Origin of the sequence: Bifidobacterium pullorum subsp. saeculare (assembly GCF_016899725.1) — a bacterium.
Classification (GTDB): domain Bacteria; phylum Actinomycetota; class Actinomycetes; order Actinomycetales; family Bifidobacteriaceae; genus Bifidobacterium; species Bifidobacterium pullorum_C.
The window spans coordinates 80,954-100,784 of record NZ_JACLYU010000006.1 but is presented as its reverse complement, the minus strand read 5'-3'; the positions used below and the strand labels follow the sequence as shown (position 1 = coordinate 100,784).

Here is a 19,831-nt window from a genome sequence, read left to right as displayed (position 1 = left end):
CCCCAATCCCTGACCCCGGTCCCCGACCCAGACCCAGATTCCGGTCCTCGGTCCCGACCCGAGTCTCCGCCCCCCACACACACAATCCCAGCCATCCCAATCATCCCAAGGAGTTCCCATGCGACGTCCCTTCCGCTGGCCGCGTCTGCTCACGCCTGACGGCGGCGGCATCGCCTACGGCGGCGACTACAACCCCGACCAGTGGCCCGAGGAGGTGTGGGACGAGGACATCGAACTCATGCGCCGCGCCCACGTCACCACCGTGGCCCTCGCGATCTTCTCCTGGGCGCGCATCGAACCCGCCGAGGGGGTGTGGGACTTCGGCTGGCTCGACCGCATCATCGGCAAGCTCGGCGATGCCGGCATCGCCGTCGACCTGTCCACCGCCACCGCCACCGCGCCGCTGTGGCTGTACGAGGCGCACCCCGAGGTCCTGCCGCGCGACCGCTACGGGCATGTGATCAACCCCGGCTCCCGCCAGTCGTGGAGCCCTGCCAGCCCCGTCTTCAAGGACTACGCGCTGGCGATGTGCCGCCGCCTGGCCGAGCGCTACGGCGACCATCCCGCCGTCACCGCCTGGCATGTGGGCAACGAATACGGCTGGAACAACCGCCATGACTACTCCGACGACGCCCAGGCCGCCTTCCGCACCTGGTGCCGGGCGCGCTACGGCACCGTCGAGGCGCTCAACGACGCCTGGGGCACCTCCTTCTGGTCGCAGCATGTCGCGTCCTTCGACGAGGTGCTGCTGCCCCGGCACATGGGCGGCGACTCCATGGTCAATCCCGCCCAGCAGCTCGACTTCGAACGCTTCGGCAACGACATGCTCCTCGATTTCTACCGTGCCGAGCGCGACGCCATCGAGGCGATCTGCCCAGGCAAGCCGCTGACCACGAACTTCATGGTCTCCACCGACCAGTGTTCGATGGACTACGCCCGGTGGAGCGACGAGGTGGACTTCGTCTCCAACGACCACTACTTCCACGAGGGCGCGACGCACCTGGACGAGCTCGCCTGCTCCGACGCGCTTATGGACGGCTTCTCGCAGGGCCGCCCCTGGTACGTCATGGAGCATTCCCCTTCCGCCGTCCAGTGGAAGAGCCTCAACGTGCGCAAACGCGCCGGCGAACTCGTGCGCGACTCCCTCGCCCACGTGGCCTTCGGCGCGGACGGCGTCAACTTCTTCCAGTGGCGCCAGTCCCGCTCCGGGGCCGAGGCCTTTCATTCCGCGATGGTGCCCCACGCGGGCGCCGACAGCCGCGTGTTCCGCGAGGTGTGCGAGCTGGGGCAGCTCCTGACGGCGCTGTCGGACGCCGGCATCCAGGGCACCGAGCTGGAGCGGGCGGACACGGCCATCCTCTTCTCCGCCGAATCCGAATGGGCCACCTGGTCCGAGACGCTGCCCACCACGAAGCTTGCCCACTTCCACGACGTGCGCGACTGGTACCGCGCCTTCCTGGACGCTGGCCGTCGCGCCGACGTGGTGCCGCTGCGCGACGACTGGAGCGGGTACCGCACGGTGGTGCTGCCCACCGTGCTCGTCCTCGACGACGCCGACGTGCGCCGCCTCGTCCGCTTCGCCGAATCCGGCGGCACGGTGGTCGTCGGCTACGCCACAGGCCTCGTTGACGGGTGCTTCCGCGTCGGCCTGGGCGGCTACCCGGGCGTGGGGGAGGGGCAGCTGCGCGACCTGCTTGGCGTGCGCAGCGAGGAATGCAACATCGTCTCCGGTGAGGAGCCCGCCGACGGGGGAACCCTCGACGATCCCGGCACCGACGATCCCGGCGTGGTGCGGCTGTCCGACGGGTCGACCAGCCGCCTCTGGCAGCAGGTCGTCACCTCGCTCGCCCCGGACGCGCAGGTGCTCGCCCGCTACGAGGGCCCCGAGGCCGCCAGCTGGGAGCTGGACGGCACGCCGGCCGTCATCGTGCATCCCTACGGGGATGGACGGGGGGTCTACGTCGGCTGCGACCTCGACGTCGACGACCTGGCGCGGCTGATTCGCCGGCTGCCCGCCGCGGATGCCGGCGGCGACGCCTCGCTCATCCACACCCGTCGCGTGGCCCCCGACGGCACCGTCGCCTTCGACTTCTACCTCAACCGCACCGCCGGCCCCGTAGCCCTGCCGGCCGTCGGCGGCGAACGCATCGTGACGCATCGGTGCGACGTCGCGCCCGACGGCACGGCGACACTGCGGCGCAACGGCCTGGTCGTCGTCCGGACCGCGGCGTCGGCGGCATAGCGGCGGCGGCCGGGCGGGCCGGCTGCCAGGCCGGGCGGCGATGTCAACGCCGCGGGATACGGTCAACCGCAATCCTGCGGCAGGTGGCGGCCGACGCCCTGGACGGGCGAAGGTCAGGGCGCCGCAGGGCGGACAGCGCGAGCGGACAACACGGAAAGGCGGAGCGCGTATGGCAGGGCAGACCGGCGCCAACGGCAGACGCGTCACGTTGCGCGACGTCGCGCAGGAAGCCGGCGTGTCGCTCAAAACCGCGTCGAATGTCATCAACGGCACCGGGCGCATGGCCGAGGCGACGCGGCTGCGCGTGCAGCAGGTCATCGACCGGCTCGGCTATCAGGTGAACGTCGCCGCGCGCAACCTCAACCGCGACCGCACCGGCGTGATCACGCTCGCCGTGCCCAGCCTCACCCCGCCGTATCTGGCCGAGCTCGCCAACCGCGTCATCGACGCGGCCCGCGAGCGCGGCTACTCCGTGTACGTCACCACCTACGCCGAAGGCTCGGCCAAGGGAGCGCGCGACCTGCTGGCACGGTTCAACACCACGGTTTCCGACGGCCTGATTCTGTCGATGTCCGAGGTGGAGACCATCGCTCCCGAGGACCTGGACGTGGACTTCCCGCTTGTGGTGGTGGGCGCGCGCAGCACTTGGGGCCTGTGCGACCATGTGACGCCCGACGACGTGCAGGCGGCGTCGGAGGCGGCGCGGTACCTGTTCTCGCGCGGTTCGCGGCAGCTCGCCGTGGTCGGCGTGCGCGACCTGATCGACGAGGAGACCGCGCTTACGGCGACCGAAGGCAACGCGCAGCAGCGTCTGCGCGGCGTACTCGAGGAATGCCGCCGCCAGGGGCATCCGCTCAACCTGCGATTGGTCGGATACACCGGCCAGGACTGGACAATCGGCTCCGGCTACCGCGTCACCCAGCGGCTGCTGGATGCCGGCGTGCCGTTCGACGGCATCGTGGCGTTCAACGACCAGCTGGCGATCGGCGCCGTCTCCGCGCTGACCGCGAACGGCCGCGAGATCCCCGGGCAGGTGCAGGTGATCGGCTTCGACAACATCGAGGAGGCCGCCTACCTGCAGACGCCGCTGACCACGATGGATTCCCGGCTCGATTGGACCGCGCCCACCGCCGTGGGGCGCATCATCGCTCGCATCGACGGCTCCTCCCTTGAACCGGAGCTGCTCACCATCCCCTCGCGGGTGATCGCCCGCGCGACCACGCGCTGACCCCCACGGGCTGAACGTGCGGCGGGGTCCATGGGCTGAGCGCGGTGACTCCTGCGGTTCCCATGCGGCGAACCGTACTCTTACTCGCCGTCAGCGTACGGTTTGTCACGTGGGTGCGGTTTCTATGCGGCGAACCGTACTCTTGCGCGCTCTCAGTGTACGGTTTGCCGCAGTCTTGCGGTGTCTGTGCGGCGAACCGTACTCTTACTCGTCGCCAGCGTACGGTTTGCCGTAGTCTTGCGGTGTCTGGATAGCTTTGCTTTTGTGCAGTTGTGCATGGGGCGGCATCCTTGGGGCATGGCTGTGCATGCCGTGGCTGTGGGATAATCCTTAAACGCAGGGCTGTGCATGGAGTGGCCATTCGTTGGTGTTCTGAAGGTGGTTTGCGATTCAATGGGGCGCCCCAACGGTGGTATCTCGGTTCGTTGGGGCGGATTCGGGCCCGTGCGGAGGTCTATCTGCGTTCGTTGGGTCCTCTCCGGTGTGATACCTCATCTAGGCAAGTCCCGAAAACGGCGGAATTCCAAGGCCAGGTTCCTCGATAGGCCTCAGCCTGAGGACCCAATGAACGCAGATAGACCTCCGCAACAAGGAAAATCCGCCCCAACGAACCGAGATAGGTGGTCTGCCGCGCCCCAACGAACCGGGATACGTGGCCTGTAGCGCCCCAACGAACGCAGATACGTCAGCTGCCACGCCTCAGTGAACGCAGGTGTCGTGTCTTTCACGGCGAACCGTACTCTTGCGTGCTCTCAGCGTACGGTTTGCCGCATGGCCTTCGTATCAGTGCGGCGAACCGTACGCTTACTCGCCGTCACAGTACGGTTTGCCGTAGAGCCTTCGTTTCTGTACGGCAAACCGTACTCTTACTGCGGCTAAGAGTACGGTTCGCCGTATGAGGGGGTGCGTGGCGGATCAGTCCTTGCGTATGAGCTGGTCGAGCGAGTCGAGCACGTTGCGCAGCGCCTCGTTCTCGCGGCGCAGCTCGGCCTCGTCCTTGCGGCGGTCGGCCTCCGGCAGGTCGTCCAGCTCGGAGAGATCCACATCCGCGAAATTGTCCACGTTTACCGCGCCAATCCTCGTGTCCCCTGCGCCGGTTCCCGCGCCAGCCTCGTGAACACCCGCGCCAAGACCCGTCCCCGCCGTGCCGGCTCTGCCCGCCAAGCCCGACGAACCAAGTCCCGCCGCGCCGGCCGAGCCAAGCCCGATCCCCGTCGCGTCGTCCGCGCCGGCCGAACCAATCCCTGCGCCAAGCCCGGCTCCGGCCGCGCTACGCACCGCGTTCGCCAGTACCTCGTTGATCGACGCCAGGTCCTCCAACGGCAGCATGTCCGCGGTGATGTGCTCCGGTCCCTCGCCGGTCACCTGCACCAGGTCGTCGGAATCGGGGGAGACGCTGTCGGCGTGCAGCCGCCGCGCCACCAGACTGTCGATCGGGTCGGCCTGCGGCCCGGGCACCTGCGTGACATGCACGGTGCTGCCGCTGCGCTCCTCGGTCTCCCGCAGAGCGCGGCGGTACTCGTCCAGCCGCCGTGTGATCTCGCGGCGCATCCGCTCGTTCTGCAGGGAGAACAGCCGCTTCTGCGCGGCCACGCGGTCGCGCTCCGCCTGTTCGATGATGCCCAGCGCCTGCATCCGCTGGTTCTCCACATGCGCCAGCGTGGACTCGGCGCGCCGGATCCGCGCGTCCGCGGTGCTCAGCGCCACACGTGCCGAAGCCTCCGGCGTGCGCGGCAGCCAGTCGCTCTCGATGTCCTCCAGCGTGCGGTCCATCGTCTCCGGCACCAGTTTGACCACGCCCACCAGGCACGCCAGGTCGAGCAGCGCGAACAGCGCGAAGGTGCCGCCTCCACCGACCGAACCGACCAGCATCGGCGTGAACTGGCCGACCGCCCAGTTCGTCAGGAACAGGAACGCGGTGCACAGGCCCACGGCCCGGCCGCGCAGATGGTTGGGGAACAGCTCCGGCAGCATGACCCATGGCACCGGTCCCATCGAGAATCCGAACGTGGAGGTGAACAGCATGGCGAACACCAGCATCCACAGCTGCGAGCCCGCCGAATAGCTGACGGCCAGGCACGCCGCGAACACCGCCATGAGCGCCGCCCCTGCCTCCAGGAGGTGCTTGCGGCCCACCGCGTCGATCAGGTACATGCCCACCACCGTGGCCACCAGCTCCACGCCCGCCACGCAGGAGGCGGCCAGGAATCCCGTGTCGCCCTCGTAGCCGATGCCCTTGAACAGCACCGGTCCGTAGTAGGAGATGACGTTGACGCCCACCGCCTGGTTCGCGACCGCCAGGAATACGCCCACGATGAGCGCGCGGCGCAGTCCCGGGCGGAACAGGTCGGCGGCGCTGGCCCCCAGCTCGCGCTCCAGCGCCATCGACGACTGCACATCCGTGACGCGCGTGCGCGCCTTGTCCGTGCCGTTGACATGCTCCAGCACCGCGAAGCCCTCGTCCACGCGGCCGGACTGGATGAGGAAGCGCGGCGACTCCGGCGCGAACCACATCGTCATGAGGAACACGGCCGCCGGCACCGCGCCGATGCCGAGCATCCACCGCCAGCCCGTGGCTATGTCCCAGGCGTCGGTGCCGCGCGCCGCGATGATGTAGTTGGCCACGTTGGCCAGGAAGATGCCGCAGACGGCGAGCAGCTGGTACGAGAACGCCAGCGTGCCGCGGATATGCGTGGGCGCCGATTCGGTGATGTACGTGACGGCCAGCGCCGCCGTCAGCCCGATGCCCACGCCGCCGACCATGCGCGCGACGATGAGCTGCAACGCCGTGTCCGAGGCGGCCGAGAACAGGGAGGCGACGAGGAACAGCGCCGCGCCTGCCATGAGCACGCGTCGCCGGCCGAACCGGTCCGCCAGGAAGCCCGCGCCCACCGCGCCCGCGATGCCGCCGAGCATGACCGAGGAGATGACGAGCCCCTCGAACGCCGCGTCGAGCCCGTAGTGCGCGCGCAGGAAATCGATGGCCCCGGAGATGGCGACGGTATCGTAGCCGTAGAGCAGCCCGGCGAGCCCGGCCGCGAGGGCCAGCCCGAAGGTGTAGCGTCCGGTGCCGCGCGTCCGGGCGAGTGTGCCCAGCGGATTATGGGGATTGCGAACGGCATGGAACAGACCGGTCATCGTTCTCCTTCTTCACACCGCAACCGGCTGGGACTGTTTCATCCTAGCCGGGATGGGTGAACGCCGGCGCCGCCGGTCCACGGACGCGCCGCCGGCCCGCCCCGCCGCCCCGCCGCGCGCCGCCGAGCCCACCGGCTAGGCTGGGAGCCGGACGAGCATCGGACTCACTTTTGGGAGGCACAGCCATGACCAACGGCATCACCAACCCGGCCTCGGTTCCGGACATCACGCTCGCCGACGGATGCGGCATCCCGCAGGTCGGCCTGGGCGTGCTGCGCATCGACGACGAGGGGGTGCAGCCGGTCGTCGAGGAGGCGCTCGCCGCCGGCTACCGGCACATCGACGGCGCCGCCGGCTACAACAACGAGGGCGGCGTCGGCCGTGCGCTCGCCGCCGCCGGATACACCGCCGGCGAGGCGCGCGCCAGCCTGTGGGTCACCACCAAGCTGCGCGACTCCGAGCAGGGCTACGACTCCGCGCTCAAGGCCTTCGACCGCCAGCTCGGCCTGCTGCGGCTCGATTACGTGGACATGTACATGATCCACTGGCCCACCCCCTTCGACTGGCGCAGCGGCGAGACCTGGAAGGCCTTCGTGCGCCTGCGCGGGGAGGGCCGCGTGAAAACCCTGGGCGTGTGCAACTTCCTGCCCGAGCACCTCGAGCGCCTGCACGCCGAGACGGGGGAGTGGCCCACCGTCAACCAGATCGAGCTGCACCCCACCTGGCAGCAGCGCGAGGTCGTCGCGTTCTGCAAGGCGCACGGCATCGCCGTCGAAGCCTATTCGCCGATGGCCCGCGGCTCCGACCTCAACGCCGGCGGCGGCACGATCGGGCGCATCGCCGCCGCGCACGGCGTCTCTCCGGCGCAGGCGATCCTGCGCTGGCACATCGAGAACGGCACCGTGATCATCCCCAAGTCCGTGCACGCCGACCGCCAGCGGGAGAACCTCGACCTCTTTGGCTTCGCTCTGACGCCCGAGGAACACGCCGCGATCGACGCGCTCGACGGCCCCACCCGCGCCGGGCACGACCCGCTGACCTTCACCTACGCCTGATGGCCGTCCGACGACGGCGCCGTCGCGCCGCCCCCGCCACTCGGTTCAGCCGGCGGCCCGGCGCCACCGGGCCGCTCGAGGGGCTGCTCATCCTGCTGGTCATCGCCGTCGCCGTCGGGATGAGCGTCGGCTTCGTTCTGCCGAAGGTGAGCCCCACCGTCGGCAAGGCCACCGGCGAGTTCACGGCCAGCGGCCCGGCCGCCGACGCGCTGGCCGGGCTCGCCGTCGACGACCACCCCCGCAAGGACGGCTACGACCGCAACCTCTTCGGCTACCGGGAGACCGACGAGGACGGCAACGGCTGCGACGTGCGCGACGACGTGCTCGCCCGCGACCTGACGGACGTGACCTTCCGGCGCGGCTCGTGCATCGTCGAATCCGGCGTGCTCGACGACCCGTACACCGGCAGGACCATCCACTTCCAGCGGGGGCGCGCCACCAGCGCCGCCGTGCAGATCGACCATGTGGTCGCGCTGGAGAACGCCTGGCAGTCCGGCGCCCGCGACTGGGACCAGGCCACGCGCTACCGCTTCGGCAACGACATGGGCAACCTCCTGGCGGTGGACGGCCCGGCCAACAGTGAGAAAGGCTCCGCCTCCGCCGCCTACTGGCTGCCCACCAACGGCGCCTACCGCTGCGACTACGTGGCCCGGCAGATCGCCGTGAAAGCCGAATACGCCCTGAGCGTGACCAGCGCCGAACGCGACGCGATGCGCGCCGTGCTGCACACCTGCCCCGCCCAGGAGCTGCCCCGCTCCTGAGCCGGGCGGCCTCCGGCGGCCGCCCGGTCCGCGTCGGTAACATGGCGTTATTTCACACGGCTATACCAAGGTGACGGATTGGGGAACCTTGGGTAGGTCTCCGGAACAAGGAGGCAAACGGATATGAAGGACGGGACTCGGACGGAAGGCCGGGCCGGCGGGCCGGGTGACGCCACTGTGACGCCGCGCACCGACGCGACGCCGCACACCGAGGAGGAGCGGCAGGACGCGCGGCACACGGCCGGCAGCCAGCGGCACGGCCATGCGCTCGCCGGCATCCTGGGGCCGGCGTTCGTGGCGGCCGTCGCCTATGTGGACCCGGGCAATGTGGCCGCGAACATCACCTCCGGCGCGCGCTACGGCTTCCTGCTGGTGTGGGTGCTGGTGCTGGCCAACGCGATGAGCGTGCTCATTCAATACCAGTCGGCCAAGCTGGGCATCGTCACCGGCAAGTCGCTGCCGCAGCTGCTCGGCGAACGCATGGGCGACGCCGGCCGCTTCCTGTTCTTCATGCAGGCGGAGGTCATCGCCATCGCCACCGACCTGGCCGAGCTCATCGGCGGCGCCATCGCCCTGAAGCTCCTGTTCGGCATCCCGCTGTTCTGGGGCGGCTGCATCATCGGCGCCGTGTCCACCGTGCTGCTGCACTTCCAGGGCGGCAGCACGCACCGGATGTTCGAGAAGATCATCATCGCGCTGCTGCTGGTCATCACCTTCGGCTTCATCGCCGGGCTGTTCATGGACCCGCCGTCCCCCGCGGACGTGCTCGGCGGCTTGGTGCCGCGCTTCTCCACCGTGGATTCGGTGCTCATGGCGAGCTCGATGCTCGGCGCCACCGTGATGCCGCACGCCATCTACCTGCATTCCACGCTGGTCAACGACCATTATTCCGGCGGGCAGCGCAAGCCCAGCACCAAGCGTCTGCTGCTCGGCTCCAAGGTCGATGTGGTGTGGGCGCTGGTGCTCGCCGGCAGCGTGAACCTGGCGCTGCTCATCCTCGCCGCCAACTCGCTGTACGGCATGACCGGCACCGATTCCATCGAAGGCGCCCAGCACGCCATCGTCACCGTGCTCGGGCCGGTCATCGGCACCATCTTCTCCATCGGGCTGCTCGCCTCGTCGCTGAGCTCCACCTCGGTGGGCACCTACGCCGGCTCGGAGATCATGTACGGGTTGCTGCACATCAAGGCGCCGATGTGGGCCTGCCGCATCGTCACGCTGGTGCCGGGGCTGACCGTGCTGTGGTTCGCGTCCAACCCCACCGAGGCGCTGGTCATCGGGCAGGTGATCCTGTCCATCGGCATTCCGTTCGCGATCATCCCGCTTATGCGCTACACGCATGACCGCGAGCTCATGGGGGAGTATGTGGACGGGCCGGTCAAGCACGCCGTGTTCATCCTGGTGGCCGCGCTGATCATCGCGCTCAACGTGGCGCTCATCGCGCTCACGCTGCTCGGCATCAGCTAGCCGCGGGGGACTTCGGCCCGGCCTCCCTCACACCTCGACGTGCCGCATGCGTGCGATGGCGCGGTGCGCCAGGTCGCGCGTGGAGCCGGAGCCGTCGCCCCTGACGCCGACGAGCACCATCACCACCATCGCGAAGGAGATGACGGCGCTGATGCGCAGCACCCACTGGATGCCGAAGATGGACCCGGACACCGTGGCGGCCGCTCCGCCGCCGAGCTGGCCGGCGCGCATGGCCGCCAGTGACTCCATGATGATGACGAGCACCGGCGCGCCCATCGCGCCCGCGATCTGGCGCAGCGTGTTCGTCACCGCGGAGCCGGCGGACACGTCCTTGGGCTCCAGGCAGTTGAGCGACCAGGTGGTGATGGGCATGAGCACGAAGCCCATGCCGATCTGGCGTACGAACTGGCAGATCGACACCCACCAGATCCAGGTGCTCGGCCCGATCAGGGACATGCCCACCGTGCCGAGGAACAGGATGATCGTGCCCGTCAGCGCCACCGGGCGGGCGCCGAAGCGGTCGAGCGCGCGGCCGCCGAAGAACTGCGAGATGCACTGGCCGATGGCGCCGGGCAGCATGATCAGGCCGCTCATCGTGGCCGAGTAGCCGCGGTCGTCCTGGATATACAGCGGCATGATCACCATGATCGAGCTGAACGCGAAGAAGCTCATCGCCGCGATCACGGTGCCGTAGGTGAAGGAGCGGTTGCGCATCACGAGCAGGTCGAGCAGCGGCACCTTGGTGCCGGTGCCGGCGTCCAGCCTGCGCTGGCGGCCGATCTGGCGCAGGGCGAACCAGACGACGCCGGCCACGCCGATCGCCATGGGCAGCCACACCATCGGGTTGGCGAAGGGGTAGGCCTCGATGTTGGTGAAGCCGAACATGAGGCCGCCGAAGCCGAACACCGAAAGGCCCACCGAGAAGAAGTCGGCCTTGGCGTCCTTGTCGCTGGCGCCGAAGTTGCGCAGCAGCAGCGTCGCGAGCACCAGCGCCACGGCGCCGAGCACCGTCAGCGTCAGGAAGATCGAGCGCCAGCCGTTCATATCGGTCTGCCAGCCGCCGCAGGTGGGGCCGATGGCCGGGGCCACGCTCATGGCCATGCCCACCGTGCCCATGGCCACGCCGCGCCTGGACAGCGGGTAGATGTTGAACACCGTGATCTGCAGCACCGGCCACATCACGCCGGTGCCGACGGCCTGGAGCAGACGGCCGGCGAGCACCAGCACGAAGGTGGGGCCGAGCCAGGAGAAGAGCGAGCCAAGCGTGAACACCGCCATCGAGGTGATCACGATCTGGCGCGTGGAGAAGCGGCGCGTGAGGAACGCCGTCAGCGGCACCATCACGCCCATGACCAGCTGGAACACCGAGGTGAGCCACTGGCCGGTGGTCACCGAGATATGGAATTCGGCGACGATGGTGGGCAGCGCCGCGCTCAGCTGCAGCTGGGTGAAGTTGCCGACGAAGGTGATGAAGGTGAGGATCGCGATGGAGACGAACGCCGCGTGGGTGAGGTGGCCGTCCCGGTACGACTCCTCCCGGGTGAGGACGCGGCCCAGAGAGCCGCGCCTGGAAGCGGGACGCTCGGAGGAGGGCCGGTTCCCGGAGGAGGGTTGATCCGCCCGCTGTGCCGCCGTCAGTTCGGTGCCGTTCTCGTTCGATGCCACGTCCTCGCCTCTTCCTCGCCCCGGCTTGCGCCGGCGGTTCATCTCGCGTCCATACCGCATTGATGCCGCGTTCACCCCGCGGAAAGCAACCACAGCATCATACGCTTGCGCCGGTCGACGGCAGGCGGGAGTGTCGAACGGTGGACAGGATGCCGGCATGTGGGACCGCCGCATGGAGGCTGGGCCGATGGGTGCGGACCGCGGCGCGGGATGCGCCGTGTTTTTTTACTCTGCGGATTGCGACTCTGAATACGGTTGCCGAATTGCGCGATGGAATTGCGTTGAGAATGGTTTGTGGATACGATGGGATTCGTCAGAAGTATTCCATGAGGAAAATGCAGAGGGAATGGCCGGTGTTTTTCATATGAGAATCGGCCGGCTCTCGTGTGAAACACATAGTGGAATATCAGGATATAAGGAGCGGAATACCATGGCCTCTGTGCTGCAAGGATTCGAGGAAGTGAGCCTGACGGCGCCCGTGCCCAAGGTGACGATGACGGTCACCGAATCGGTGGTGCGGTTCAACAAGGACACCGCCGAGGCGCTGGGCTGGCCGGCGTACGTGCGCGTGCTGGTCAACGACCGCAAGAAGCAGGTCGCGGTGCAGGTGTGCGGCAAGGACGATCCGAACGCCGTGCGCTTCAGCAAGCCCGAGGGCAAGCAGACCGCCTCCGTGGCCATCCACGAGCCGATGGTGCTGGTGGCGGTGCAGAAGTATCTGCCGCTGGCACAGGCCCCGGAGGGCGAGGTGGCCTATCAGAGCGTGGACGGCACGGTCCATGCGGATGAGAAGGTCGCGCTGTTCAACACCGCCGATGCGGTGGCCGGCATGATGAAGAAGCGCGGCCGCAAGAAGGCCTCCGCCCCGGCGAACGCCGAGTGAGGCGACGGTCTTCGATTCTCCGCCGATGTGACTGACCGGCCGGCCAGGTGCCGGCCGGTCAGCCGCGTCAACGGACTGTAACGGAAAGATGGGGGTGTTCCGCTATAGTGAAAGTCGCACTCCCCCCCCCCCCCACTGGATGCTGTCACCGGCATGGGCCGAGGGTGCGGTCTTGGACGAGGAGGAAGAGAATGGCTAGGCTCGCGACTTCCGCTGGCGGCGCACGTGTCCCCAAGGCGGGAACCACGCCGGTGTGGAATCGTGAACAGTTGGACGAGCTGCGGCGCAAACAGCTGTCCAGCGCGGTCCATTGGCGGTTCTATATCAATCTGGCGCTGATGCTGCTGGATGCGGCCATGGTGATCGTGGCCAGCCAGACGGTGCTGCTGCTTATGGGCCAGTGGGCCGGGGTGGCGTCCCTGCGACTCGGCTTGGTGATTCCGGCGGTCGTATACCTCCTGGTGATGGGCGTGGTGTCCGTGATCTGCCTGCATGCGGTGGGGGTGTACCACCGGCATGTGATGGGCGACGGCTATCAGCTCAACGTGCTGCTGTTCAAGGGCATGCTGAGCAGCTGGGTGGTGATGTGCGCCATCAGCTTCGTGTTCGGCTTCACGCTCGGATTGGGCACCCTGACGGTGATGACGCTGGCCTCCTGGATCGTGGTGATGGGCGGCCGCGCCGTCTCGCGGATGCTCATCACCCGGGAACGCCACAAAGGGGCCTATGCCTATGGCACGGTGATCGTGGGATCGCCCGAGGGCATCGGCAACGCGCTGCGCTTCCTGGCGAACCGTTCGCAGCTGAACTACCGGCCGTCGGCGGTGTGCCCGGTGCGGTTCAACCCCGCGACCGAGTTGATCGAGGCCGATCCGGACGCGGCTGTGGTGGCCAAGGAAGTGCGGGACAACTGGGGAAGCCCGCTGCCGGTGCTTGATTACGATGACAGCCGCATGGCCGAGCATGTGGTGGAGCTCGGCGCCCAGACGGTGCTCGTCACCGATGTGATCAAACGGTATTCGGATAATTTCAACATCTTCTCCGTGCGCATGGAGTCCCTCAACCTCGAGGTGGCCATGCTCACGTCGACCGCGGATGTGGGCAGCCACGAACTCTCCATCCGCTCGATCCAAGGCGTGAGCATCATCACGCAGCGCCTGGCGCAGTACTCGCCGTACAGCCTGGCGCTCAAACGCGCGTTCGACCTCATCGTCTCCTCCCTGGCGATCGTCTGCTCGCTGATCGTCACACTGCCGGTGGCGATCGCGATCAAACTGACGGACCACGGTCCGGTGTTCTACACGCAGACGCGCATCGGTCTGCGCGGCAAGCCGTTCAAGATGATCAAATTCCGCTCCATGGTGGTGAACGCGGATGCGCTCAAGGCCGAGCTGGCGCATGAGACCGGCCAGGACGACCGCTTCATCTTCAAGATGAAGGACGATCCGCGCATCACTCCGGTGGGGCGCTTCATCCGCCGCTTCTCGATTGACGAGCTGCCGCAGTTCCTCAACGTGTTCAAGGGCGATATGTCCGTGGTGGGGCCGCGCCCGCCGCTGCCGGAGGAGTACGCGCGGTACAACAAGCTGTATGCCACGCGCATGCTGGTCAAGCCCGGCATCACCGGCCCCTGGCAGGTGTCCGGCCGCTCCGATCTCTCCGAGGAGGAGAGTGAGGCGCTGGATGTCGGCTATGTGCAGAGCTGGAGCATCCTGGGCGACATCGTGCTCCTGCTGCGCACCGTCGGCGCCGTGCTCAGCCATAAGGGCGCGTACTGAGCGTAAGGCCCATGTGGCTTATGCTGCAGTGTTTCTCTTGCGAACTCATCGTGCAGCGCATCGATTATGGGCTCTTCGCATTGCTATGCGCGAGGGGCACGGATCCGGTCCAGGGCGAGTCGGCGTAAGCCTCCGCCGCGCAGCGGGCTCCGTTGGACGTGGCCGGTGATGCCGCGGAAGTCCTGGGCGATGCCGCGCGGGTGCTCAAGCCGGGCCTTCCGCCTGCTCGCCGAGGGCGGCCCGGTCTTCCTAGGAGGATTCCGCGGGCCCGGTGGGTCAGGGCGGCCTTGGCACCGTACCGGCTGTCCTTCCTGTCGGCCGGGCCCACGATTGTTCATGCTCAAGGTCCGTTCGACTCAACCACGGCGCATCCCGATCCCAACGATCCATGCGTTGTCGCCCAGGCCGGATCTCGCACAGCCCGCTCAAATCCTCACGCGGCCCGCGCAGCGCCCGCCCAGCGTACGGTTCGCCGCACTGATACGAAGGCCATGCGGCGAACCGTACTGTGGCGGCGTGTAAGCGTACGGTTCGCCGTATGCGTGTGATGCCGGGGCGGCGGACGCACATCGGAAACACCTCCACACCTCCGGAAACAACACCCCGGCGACAACGCACGCACGCGAAAATGCGAAGAGCCTGATTATGAGCGTTCCTACTTATCGATCGTGGTAGTCTCTATTTACTGATTGTGGTAATTTTGCTGTATTCGGCAGAAGGTTACGGATACGATCTGAGGGTGAGGGGCGTCATGATTCCCAGAAAGCTTGCGGACAAGACGAGGCAGCTGGCTGAGTGGTTCCCCGTGGTGTCGGTGACGGGACCTCGTCAGAGCGGCAAATCAACGCTGGTCCGGGATGTGTTCCCTGACTACGATTATCTCAATCTCGAGGATCCGCAACTGCGAAAGGCAGCACTCGACGATCCCGTGGGCTTCATCCGGAATCGTTCCGACAGAGTCCTCATTGATGAGGTTCAGTACGCTCCGGATTTGTTCTCCATGATCCAGGTCGTCTCCGATGAGCGCAATACGCCCGGCCAATACATTCTGTCCGGCTCACAGAACTTCCTGCTGCTCAAGCGCATCACCCAGTCTCTGGCCGGACGCGTGGGCATCCTGCGCCTGCTGCCGTTGGGATATGACGAAGCGGTGGCGGTCAAGCCCGAGCTGACCGTGGACGAATTCATGTTCCGGGGTGGCTTCCCCAGGCTCCATGTCACAGGCATGCCCACGGACGTCTTCTTCGACGCCTATCTGTCCACGTATGTCGAGCGCGATGCCGGCGACTACCTGGACGTGCGCAATCTTGATTCCTTCCGTAAGTTCCTCGGCCTATGCGCGCTCAATGCCGGGAATCTGGTGAACTATGCCAAGTTGGCGGACGGCGTGGAGGTCAGCACGGCCACGGTGCGCTCATGGCTGTCGATTCTGGAGTCAAGCTATATCGCGTTCGAGCTCATGCCTTATCACGCCAATGTGCGCAAGCGTCTGACCAAGACACCGAAGCTGTACTTCCATGACACGGGTCTGCTGTGTCATCTGCTTGGCGTGAGAACCGTTTCCGAGCTTCTCGTCTCGCCGTACCTGGGCATGGTGTTCGAGAATCTCATCGTTGCCGAGACCCTCAAGCAGCACTTCAACGAGGGCAAGACCCCCGGCCTGTTCTTCTACCGGGACGACAGCAAGATCGAGGTCGACCTCATCGACGCCACGGATCCCAACCGGATCGAACTCATCGAGATCAAATCCGGACAGACCTATCACGACCGCTTCGCCAGGAATCTGGGGCATGTGGGTGAGATGCTGGGTGTGCCGGAGGACAGCCGCTACGTCGTATCCCGGGTCGCCGACAGCTTCCAGGGCAGGGGAGCACGAGTGCTGAGCGCCGCCGACTGGCTCCGTGCCCAGCCATAAGGGCGCGTACTGAGCGTAAGGCCTATGTGCCGGCCCTCTGCGAAGCACCCCGACTGGGACAATCCGCCGCGTGGACGGGGGGATATTCCTTCATCCGGCTCTCAACACCCCCCATTGGCTATAGGATCCCATCATGACTACCATGGGGCACCATGGATTTGCAGGATACGCTGGGGGGAGCGGAGCAGCCTCCCGAGCCGCCGGATCAGAAAGCCGGGCAGACGGTGGTCGCGCCGGACCTGTCCGTGGTGATCGACGACCCGCATGACCGCCGGCGCAAACCGTCGCGCCGAGGGCGTATCCGTGCAGCGAAACAACGGCGCCGCCGCAGGCGCCGCATCATCATCGGCAGCGTGTTCACCGTGCTGCTGCTGTACCTCGCCTTCCTGGGCGTGAGCGCGCTGATGGCGTTGCGCGAGGCCAAGAGCGCGGTCCAGGCGGTCAGGCAGCTCACCTCCCTGAGCGACATCGGCAACCTGGGCAATGTGAACACCACCGCCGCGGCAACGGCGTTGGACACATTGTCCGACTCGATCAACGGCATCGAGACCTGGGTGGGGAATCCGGGCTGGAAGCCTCTGGAATGGGTGCCGTATTACGGCAAGGACGTCAAAGCGGCGCGCAGCATGATTCATGTGGCCAACACCGTGGCCAATGATGCGATGCCGCAGCTGCGCAATGCGCTCGGCTCCATCAAACCCGCCGAATTCGGCATCACCGGCGGCACGGTGAGCCTGCCGGGACTGGCGGATGCGGCGCCCAGCCTGCAGCTGGCGAATCCGGTGATGACCCAGGCCGCCGCCGATCTAAGGCAGATCCAGCCGGGGCATATCGGCGCGGTCACCGATGCGTTGGAACAGGGCAAAGCCCTGATCGGCACCGTGGCGGATCTTACGGACGGTCTGTCCCGGTTCGCCACGGTCGCTCCCTCGATGCTTGACCTTAACAACAGCCAACCGCGCACCTACCTGGTGTTGGCGCAGAACAACGCCGAGCTGCGTGCCACCGGCGGTCTGCCCGGATCGTGGGGCACTCTCACGGTGGCGGGCGGGCGCATGACGCTCGGCGAGTTCATCCCCGAGACCCAGCTGCCCATCCTCGACCAGCCAGTCATCCCGCTGGAGTCGGAGGAGACGAACCTGTATACGGATGCGCTCGGCCGCATCCCTCACGATGTGAATCTGACCCCCGAATTCCCCAGGGCGGCCGCCATCGCCAAGGCCATGTGGGAGCAGGCGAATCCCGGGCAGACCATCGACGGCGTCATCGCACTCGATCCGGTGTTGCTGCAGTCGCTGCTGGGGGCCGTGGGCGGCGTGACGGTGGACGGCATGACGCTGGACGGGCAGAACGCCGCGAAGGTGCTGCTGCACGAGGTCTATGCCAAGTCGGCGGATGCGAACTGGCAGAACGAGTTCTTCGCCCGGGCCGCGCACGCGTCGTTCGCGCGCATCGTGGACGGTGCGAACGCGAATGTGATGGCTCTGGTCGGCGCCATGCGCCAGGCTGTCGGCGGCGGACATCTGCTGCTGTGGTCGGCCCAGGGCGCGGAGCAGCGGCAGATCGAAGACACGGCGGTGGCGGGCATGCTCAACGACACCCCGGCCCAGCCGAAGCTAGGCATCTACTTCAACGACCTGGGCCAGTCGAAGATGGACTGGTATCTGGACCGCCGCACAAAGGTGACGCTCGACCATGCCAATGCGGACGGCTCCAAGGTGTGGACGGTGAACGTCACCCTCACCAACACCTTGGACCCGGCGGACGTGGACTCCACGCCGGCGTATGTGCTTGGCGACGGCGCGCATGGCATCACTCCCGGCCAGTTGGGCGTGAACGTGTTCCACTACACGCCCGCCGGCGGCCGGCTAGTGAGCTGGCAGCTGCCGGACGGCGGCGATTTCGACCTGCTCACCACGCATGACGGGCATACGGTGGGAGCCAAGGCCTTTGTGCTGGATCCGGGCCAGTCGGTGACGTACACGCTCAGCGTGCAGACCGCGGCCACGCCGAATGCGGCGGACCTGGTGGTGGCCCAGACGCCGCTGCTGTGAGCGGCGCTGCCGCGATTCCCAGCCTCACCCTAGTCTCACCGGACGTGTGCCAGCACCCCCTTAATACGGGCATTATAGGGCTGGGCTATGATGAGGGGGTCAAGTCGTTCCCCGATATGGTGTATGAGTCCGGGACGACCGCTGCCTGGAAACACGAGGAGAAGAACCGTGACCGTCACCGAGATCGTGCAGATACTGAGGAAACACTGGATCGCAGGCGTTCTGGCCTTGCTGGTCGCGCTGGGCGTCACCGGTGGACTGGTGGCGACGAGCACCCCCCAGTACACGGCGTCGATGACAGCCATCGCCACCAGCTCCTCCGGCCAGGCCCAGACCAGCACCAGCGACAGTGCTTCGGGCATGACGTCGATCGCCACGCGCCTGGCCACGGTGCCGGCGGTGCTGCAGCCGGTGATCGACAGGCTGGGGCTCAACACCTCCGTGGATGCTTTGGCCAGCCAAGTCAGTGCCGTGGCTGACGCCAACGGCTTCATCACCATCAGCGCCACCAGCAGCAACCCCAAGCAGGCGGCGGACATCGCGAACACCGTGTACACCAGCCTGACCCGGCAGATCGCGGACGATAGCTTCGCCAGCGACAAGACGGGGGTGCTGGCCACCCTGCGCCTTTCGGTGATCAAGCAGGCGGAGACCCCGGGCAAGCCGAGTGCCCCGAACGTGACGAAGATGTGGTTCATCGGATTGCTCGCCGGCATCGTGCTGGGATTCCTCGCGGTGATCGTCGCCGAGTTTTCCGACAAGAAGATCCGCCGCGAGGAGGACGTGCAGCGCACGGTCGGCGCGCCGGTGGTGGTCTCCGTCCCCAAGACCTCGGTGTTCAAGGGCAGCGCGCCGGTGGTGGTCTCCAACCCGGCCGGACGCGCCGCGGAGACGATCCGCCGCCTGGCCCTGAACCTGGTGTTCATCTCCCCGGACCGTGCAGCCATGCCGAACGTCACGGTGGTGACCTCCGCCGGCCCGAACGAGGGCAAGACCACGATCGCCACCAACCTTGCCGCGGCCATCGTGGAAAGCGGCAAGCGCGTGCTGCTCATCGACACCGATCTGCGCAAACCGTCCGTGGCGAACATGCTGGACATCAACGGCAAGGTGGGCCTGGCCCATGTGCTGGCCGGCCAGGCTTCGCTGGACGAGACGGTGCAGCGGTACTGGAAGCCCAACTTCCATGTGCTGCCGGCCGGCGAGCAGCACGGCAACCCCTCGATTCTCATCAATTCGCAGGCGATGGAGAAGCTGCTGGCCGCCGCATCCCAGCAGTATGACAATGTGATCGTGGATTCCACGCCGATGTCCGTGGCCAACGACGCGGCGGTGTTCGCCCGTCAGGGTTGCACGCTGCTGATGGTGGTCGGCCAGGGCACCGGTCTGAAGAAGCTGCTGCGTGACACCGCGCGGGAGTTCGCGATGATCAACGTCGCTCCCGCCGGCGCGGTGTTCAACATGGTCAAGGAGACTCGTCTCGCCAAGAAGGACTACTACTACAAGTACAGCGACGAGAAGTCGGAGAAACGGCATGGCAAGGCGCCGCGTGCGGCGAAGTCCGGAGCGGCCGAGGCGACCGGCGCCTCGGACGAGCCGAGGGAACGGTGACCGCCCATGCCTCGCCGTATCCGACTCCTGTTGA

Annotated in this window: 12 protein-coding genes; 10 read left to right on the top strand and 2 right to left on the bottom strand. The window is 67.1% G+C overall.

The features are described 5' to 3' along the window. Positions 1–118 precede the first annotated feature (118 nt). Positions 119–2,242 carry a beta-galactosidase gene (locus H7U32_RS04910; RefSeq protein ID WP_204468588.1) on the top strand — a complete coding sequence of 708 codons (2,124 nt, stop codon included), beginning with the start codon at positions 119–121 and terminating at the stop codon, positions 2,240–2,242. Positions 2,243–2,411: 169 nt separating this feature from the next. Further along, complete coding sequence (locus H7U32_RS04905; RefSeq protein ID WP_204468586.1) at positions 2,412–3,470, top strand: LacI family DNA-binding transcriptional regulator; 1,059 nt, start codon at positions 2,412–2,414, stop codon at positions 3,468–3,470. A gap of 915 nt (positions 3,471–4,385) precedes the next feature. On the opposite strand, the gene H7U32_RS04900 is transcribed toward H7U32_RS04905, so the two are convergent. Continuing rightward, entirely contained in the window at positions 4,386–6,608 is a 2,223-nt protein-coding gene (locus H7U32_RS04900) for a sugar porter family MFS transporter (RefSeq protein ID WP_204468584.1), read from the bottom strand. Between the two features lie 185 nt (positions 6,609–6,793). On the opposite strand from H7U32_RS04900, the gene H7U32_RS04895 reads away from it, so the two are divergent. The 3 genes from H7U32_RS04895 to H7U32_RS04885 all read left to right on the top strand — a co-directional run bounded on the left by H7U32_RS04895 (position 6,794) and on the right by H7U32_RS04885 (position 9,891). Further along, the gene (locus H7U32_RS04895) at positions 6,794–7,663 is read left to right on the top strand and encodes an aldo/keto reductase (RefSeq protein ID WP_204468583.1); all 870 of its coding nucleotides are present in this window, start codon (positions 6,794–6,796) and stop codon (positions 7,661–7,663) included. Continuing rightward, the gene (locus H7U32_RS04890) at positions 7,663–8,424 is read left to right on the top strand and encodes an HNH endonuclease family protein (protein WP_204468581.1); all 762 of its coding nucleotides are present in this window, start codon (positions 7,663–7,665) and stop codon (positions 8,422–8,424) included. Before H7U32_RS04895 ends, H7U32_RS04890 begins: the two co-directional genes overlap by 1 nt. Positions 8,425–8,547: 123 nt before the next feature. Continuing rightward, positions 8,548–9,891: an Nramp family divalent metal transporter gene (locus tag H7U32_RS04885; protein ID WP_204468579.1), complete on the top strand. Its 1,344-nt coding sequence runs from the start codon at positions 8,548–8,550 to the stop codon at positions 9,889–9,891. 27 nt (positions 9,892–9,918) lie between these two features. On the opposite strand, the gene H7U32_RS04880 is transcribed toward H7U32_RS04885, so the two are convergent. After that, the gene (locus H7U32_RS04880; protein WP_239457525.1) at positions 9,919–11,448 is read right to left on the bottom strand and encodes an MDR family MFS transporter; all 1,530 of its coding nucleotides are present in this window, start codon (positions 11,446–11,448) and stop codon (positions 9,919–9,921) included. A gap of 538 nt (positions 11,449–11,986) precedes the next feature. On the opposite strand from H7U32_RS04880, the gene H7U32_RS04875 reads away from it, so the two are divergent. The 5 genes from H7U32_RS04875 to H7U32_RS11005 all read left to right on the top strand — a co-directional run bounded on the left by H7U32_RS04875 (position 11,987) and on the right by H7U32_RS11005 (position 19,797). Continuing rightward, positions 11,987–12,439 (top strand): hypothetical protein, encoded by a 453-nt coding sequence (locus H7U32_RS04875; protein WP_204468577.1) that lies wholly within the window; start codon positions 11,987–11,989, stop codon positions 12,437–12,439. 191 nt (positions 12,440–12,630) lie between these two features. Beyond that, positions 12,631–14,217, top strand: a complete 1,587-nt coding sequence (locus H7U32_RS04870) for a sugar transferase (RefSeq protein WP_204468575.1) — start codon at positions 12,631–12,633, stop codon at positions 14,215–14,217. Between the two features lie 751 nt (positions 14,218–14,968). Beyond that, complete coding sequence (locus tag H7U32_RS04865) at positions 14,969–16,132, top strand: ATP-binding protein (RefSeq protein WP_204468573.1); 1,164 nt, start codon at positions 14,969–14,971, stop codon at positions 16,130–16,132. 152 nt (positions 16,133–16,284) lie between these two features. Further along, complete coding sequence (locus H7U32_RS04860) at positions 16,285–18,186, top strand: DUF4012 domain-containing protein (protein ID WP_204468571.1); 1,902 nt, start codon at positions 16,285–16,287, stop codon at positions 18,184–18,186. A gap of 168 nt (positions 18,187–18,354) precedes the next feature. Beyond that, complete coding sequence (locus H7U32_RS11005) at positions 18,355–19,797, top strand: polysaccharide biosynthesis tyrosine autokinase (protein WP_204468569.1); 1,443 nt, start codon at positions 18,355–18,357, stop codon at positions 19,795–19,797. The last annotated feature ends 34 nt before the right edge of the window (positions 19,798–19,831 follow it).

Coding starts and splice junctions, on each gene's coding strand:
- H7U32_RS04910 (WP_204468588.1), top strand. CDS start 119: ATGCGACGTCCCTTCCGCTGGCCGCGTCTGCTCACGCCTGACGGCGGC.
- H7U32_RS04905 (WP_204468586.1), top strand. CDS start 2,412: ATGGCAGGGCAGACCGGCGCCAACGGCAGACGCGTCACGTTGCGCGAC.
- H7U32_RS04900 (WP_204468584.1), bottom strand. CDS start 6,608: ATGACCGGTCTGTTCCATGCCGTTCGCAATCCCCATAATCCGCTGGGC.
- H7U32_RS04895 (WP_204468583.1), top strand. CDS start 6,794: ATGACCAACGGCATCACCAACCCGGCCTCGGTTCCGGACATCACGCTC.
- H7U32_RS04890 (WP_204468581.1), top strand. CDS start 7,663: ATGGCCGTCCGACGACGGCGCCGTCGCGCCGCCCCCGCCACTCGGTTC.
- H7U32_RS04885 (WP_204468579.1), top strand. CDS start 8,548: ATGAAGGACGGGACTCGGACGGAAGGCCGGGCCGGCGGGCCGGGTGAC.
- H7U32_RS04875 (WP_204468577.1), top strand. CDS start 11,987: ATGGCCTCTGTGCTGCAAGGATTCGAGGAAGTGAGCCTGACGGCGCCC.
- H7U32_RS04870 (WP_204468575.1), top strand. CDS start 12,631: ATGGCTAGGCTCGCGACTTCCGCTGGCGGCGCACGTGTCCCCAAGGCG.
- H7U32_RS04865 (WP_204468573.1), top strand. CDS start 14,969: ATGATTCCCAGAAAGCTTGCGGACAAGACGAGGCAGCTGGCTGAGTGG.
- H7U32_RS04860 (WP_204468571.1), top strand. CDS start 16,285: ATGGATTTGCAGGATACGCTGGGGGGAGCGGAGCAGCCTCCCGAGCCG.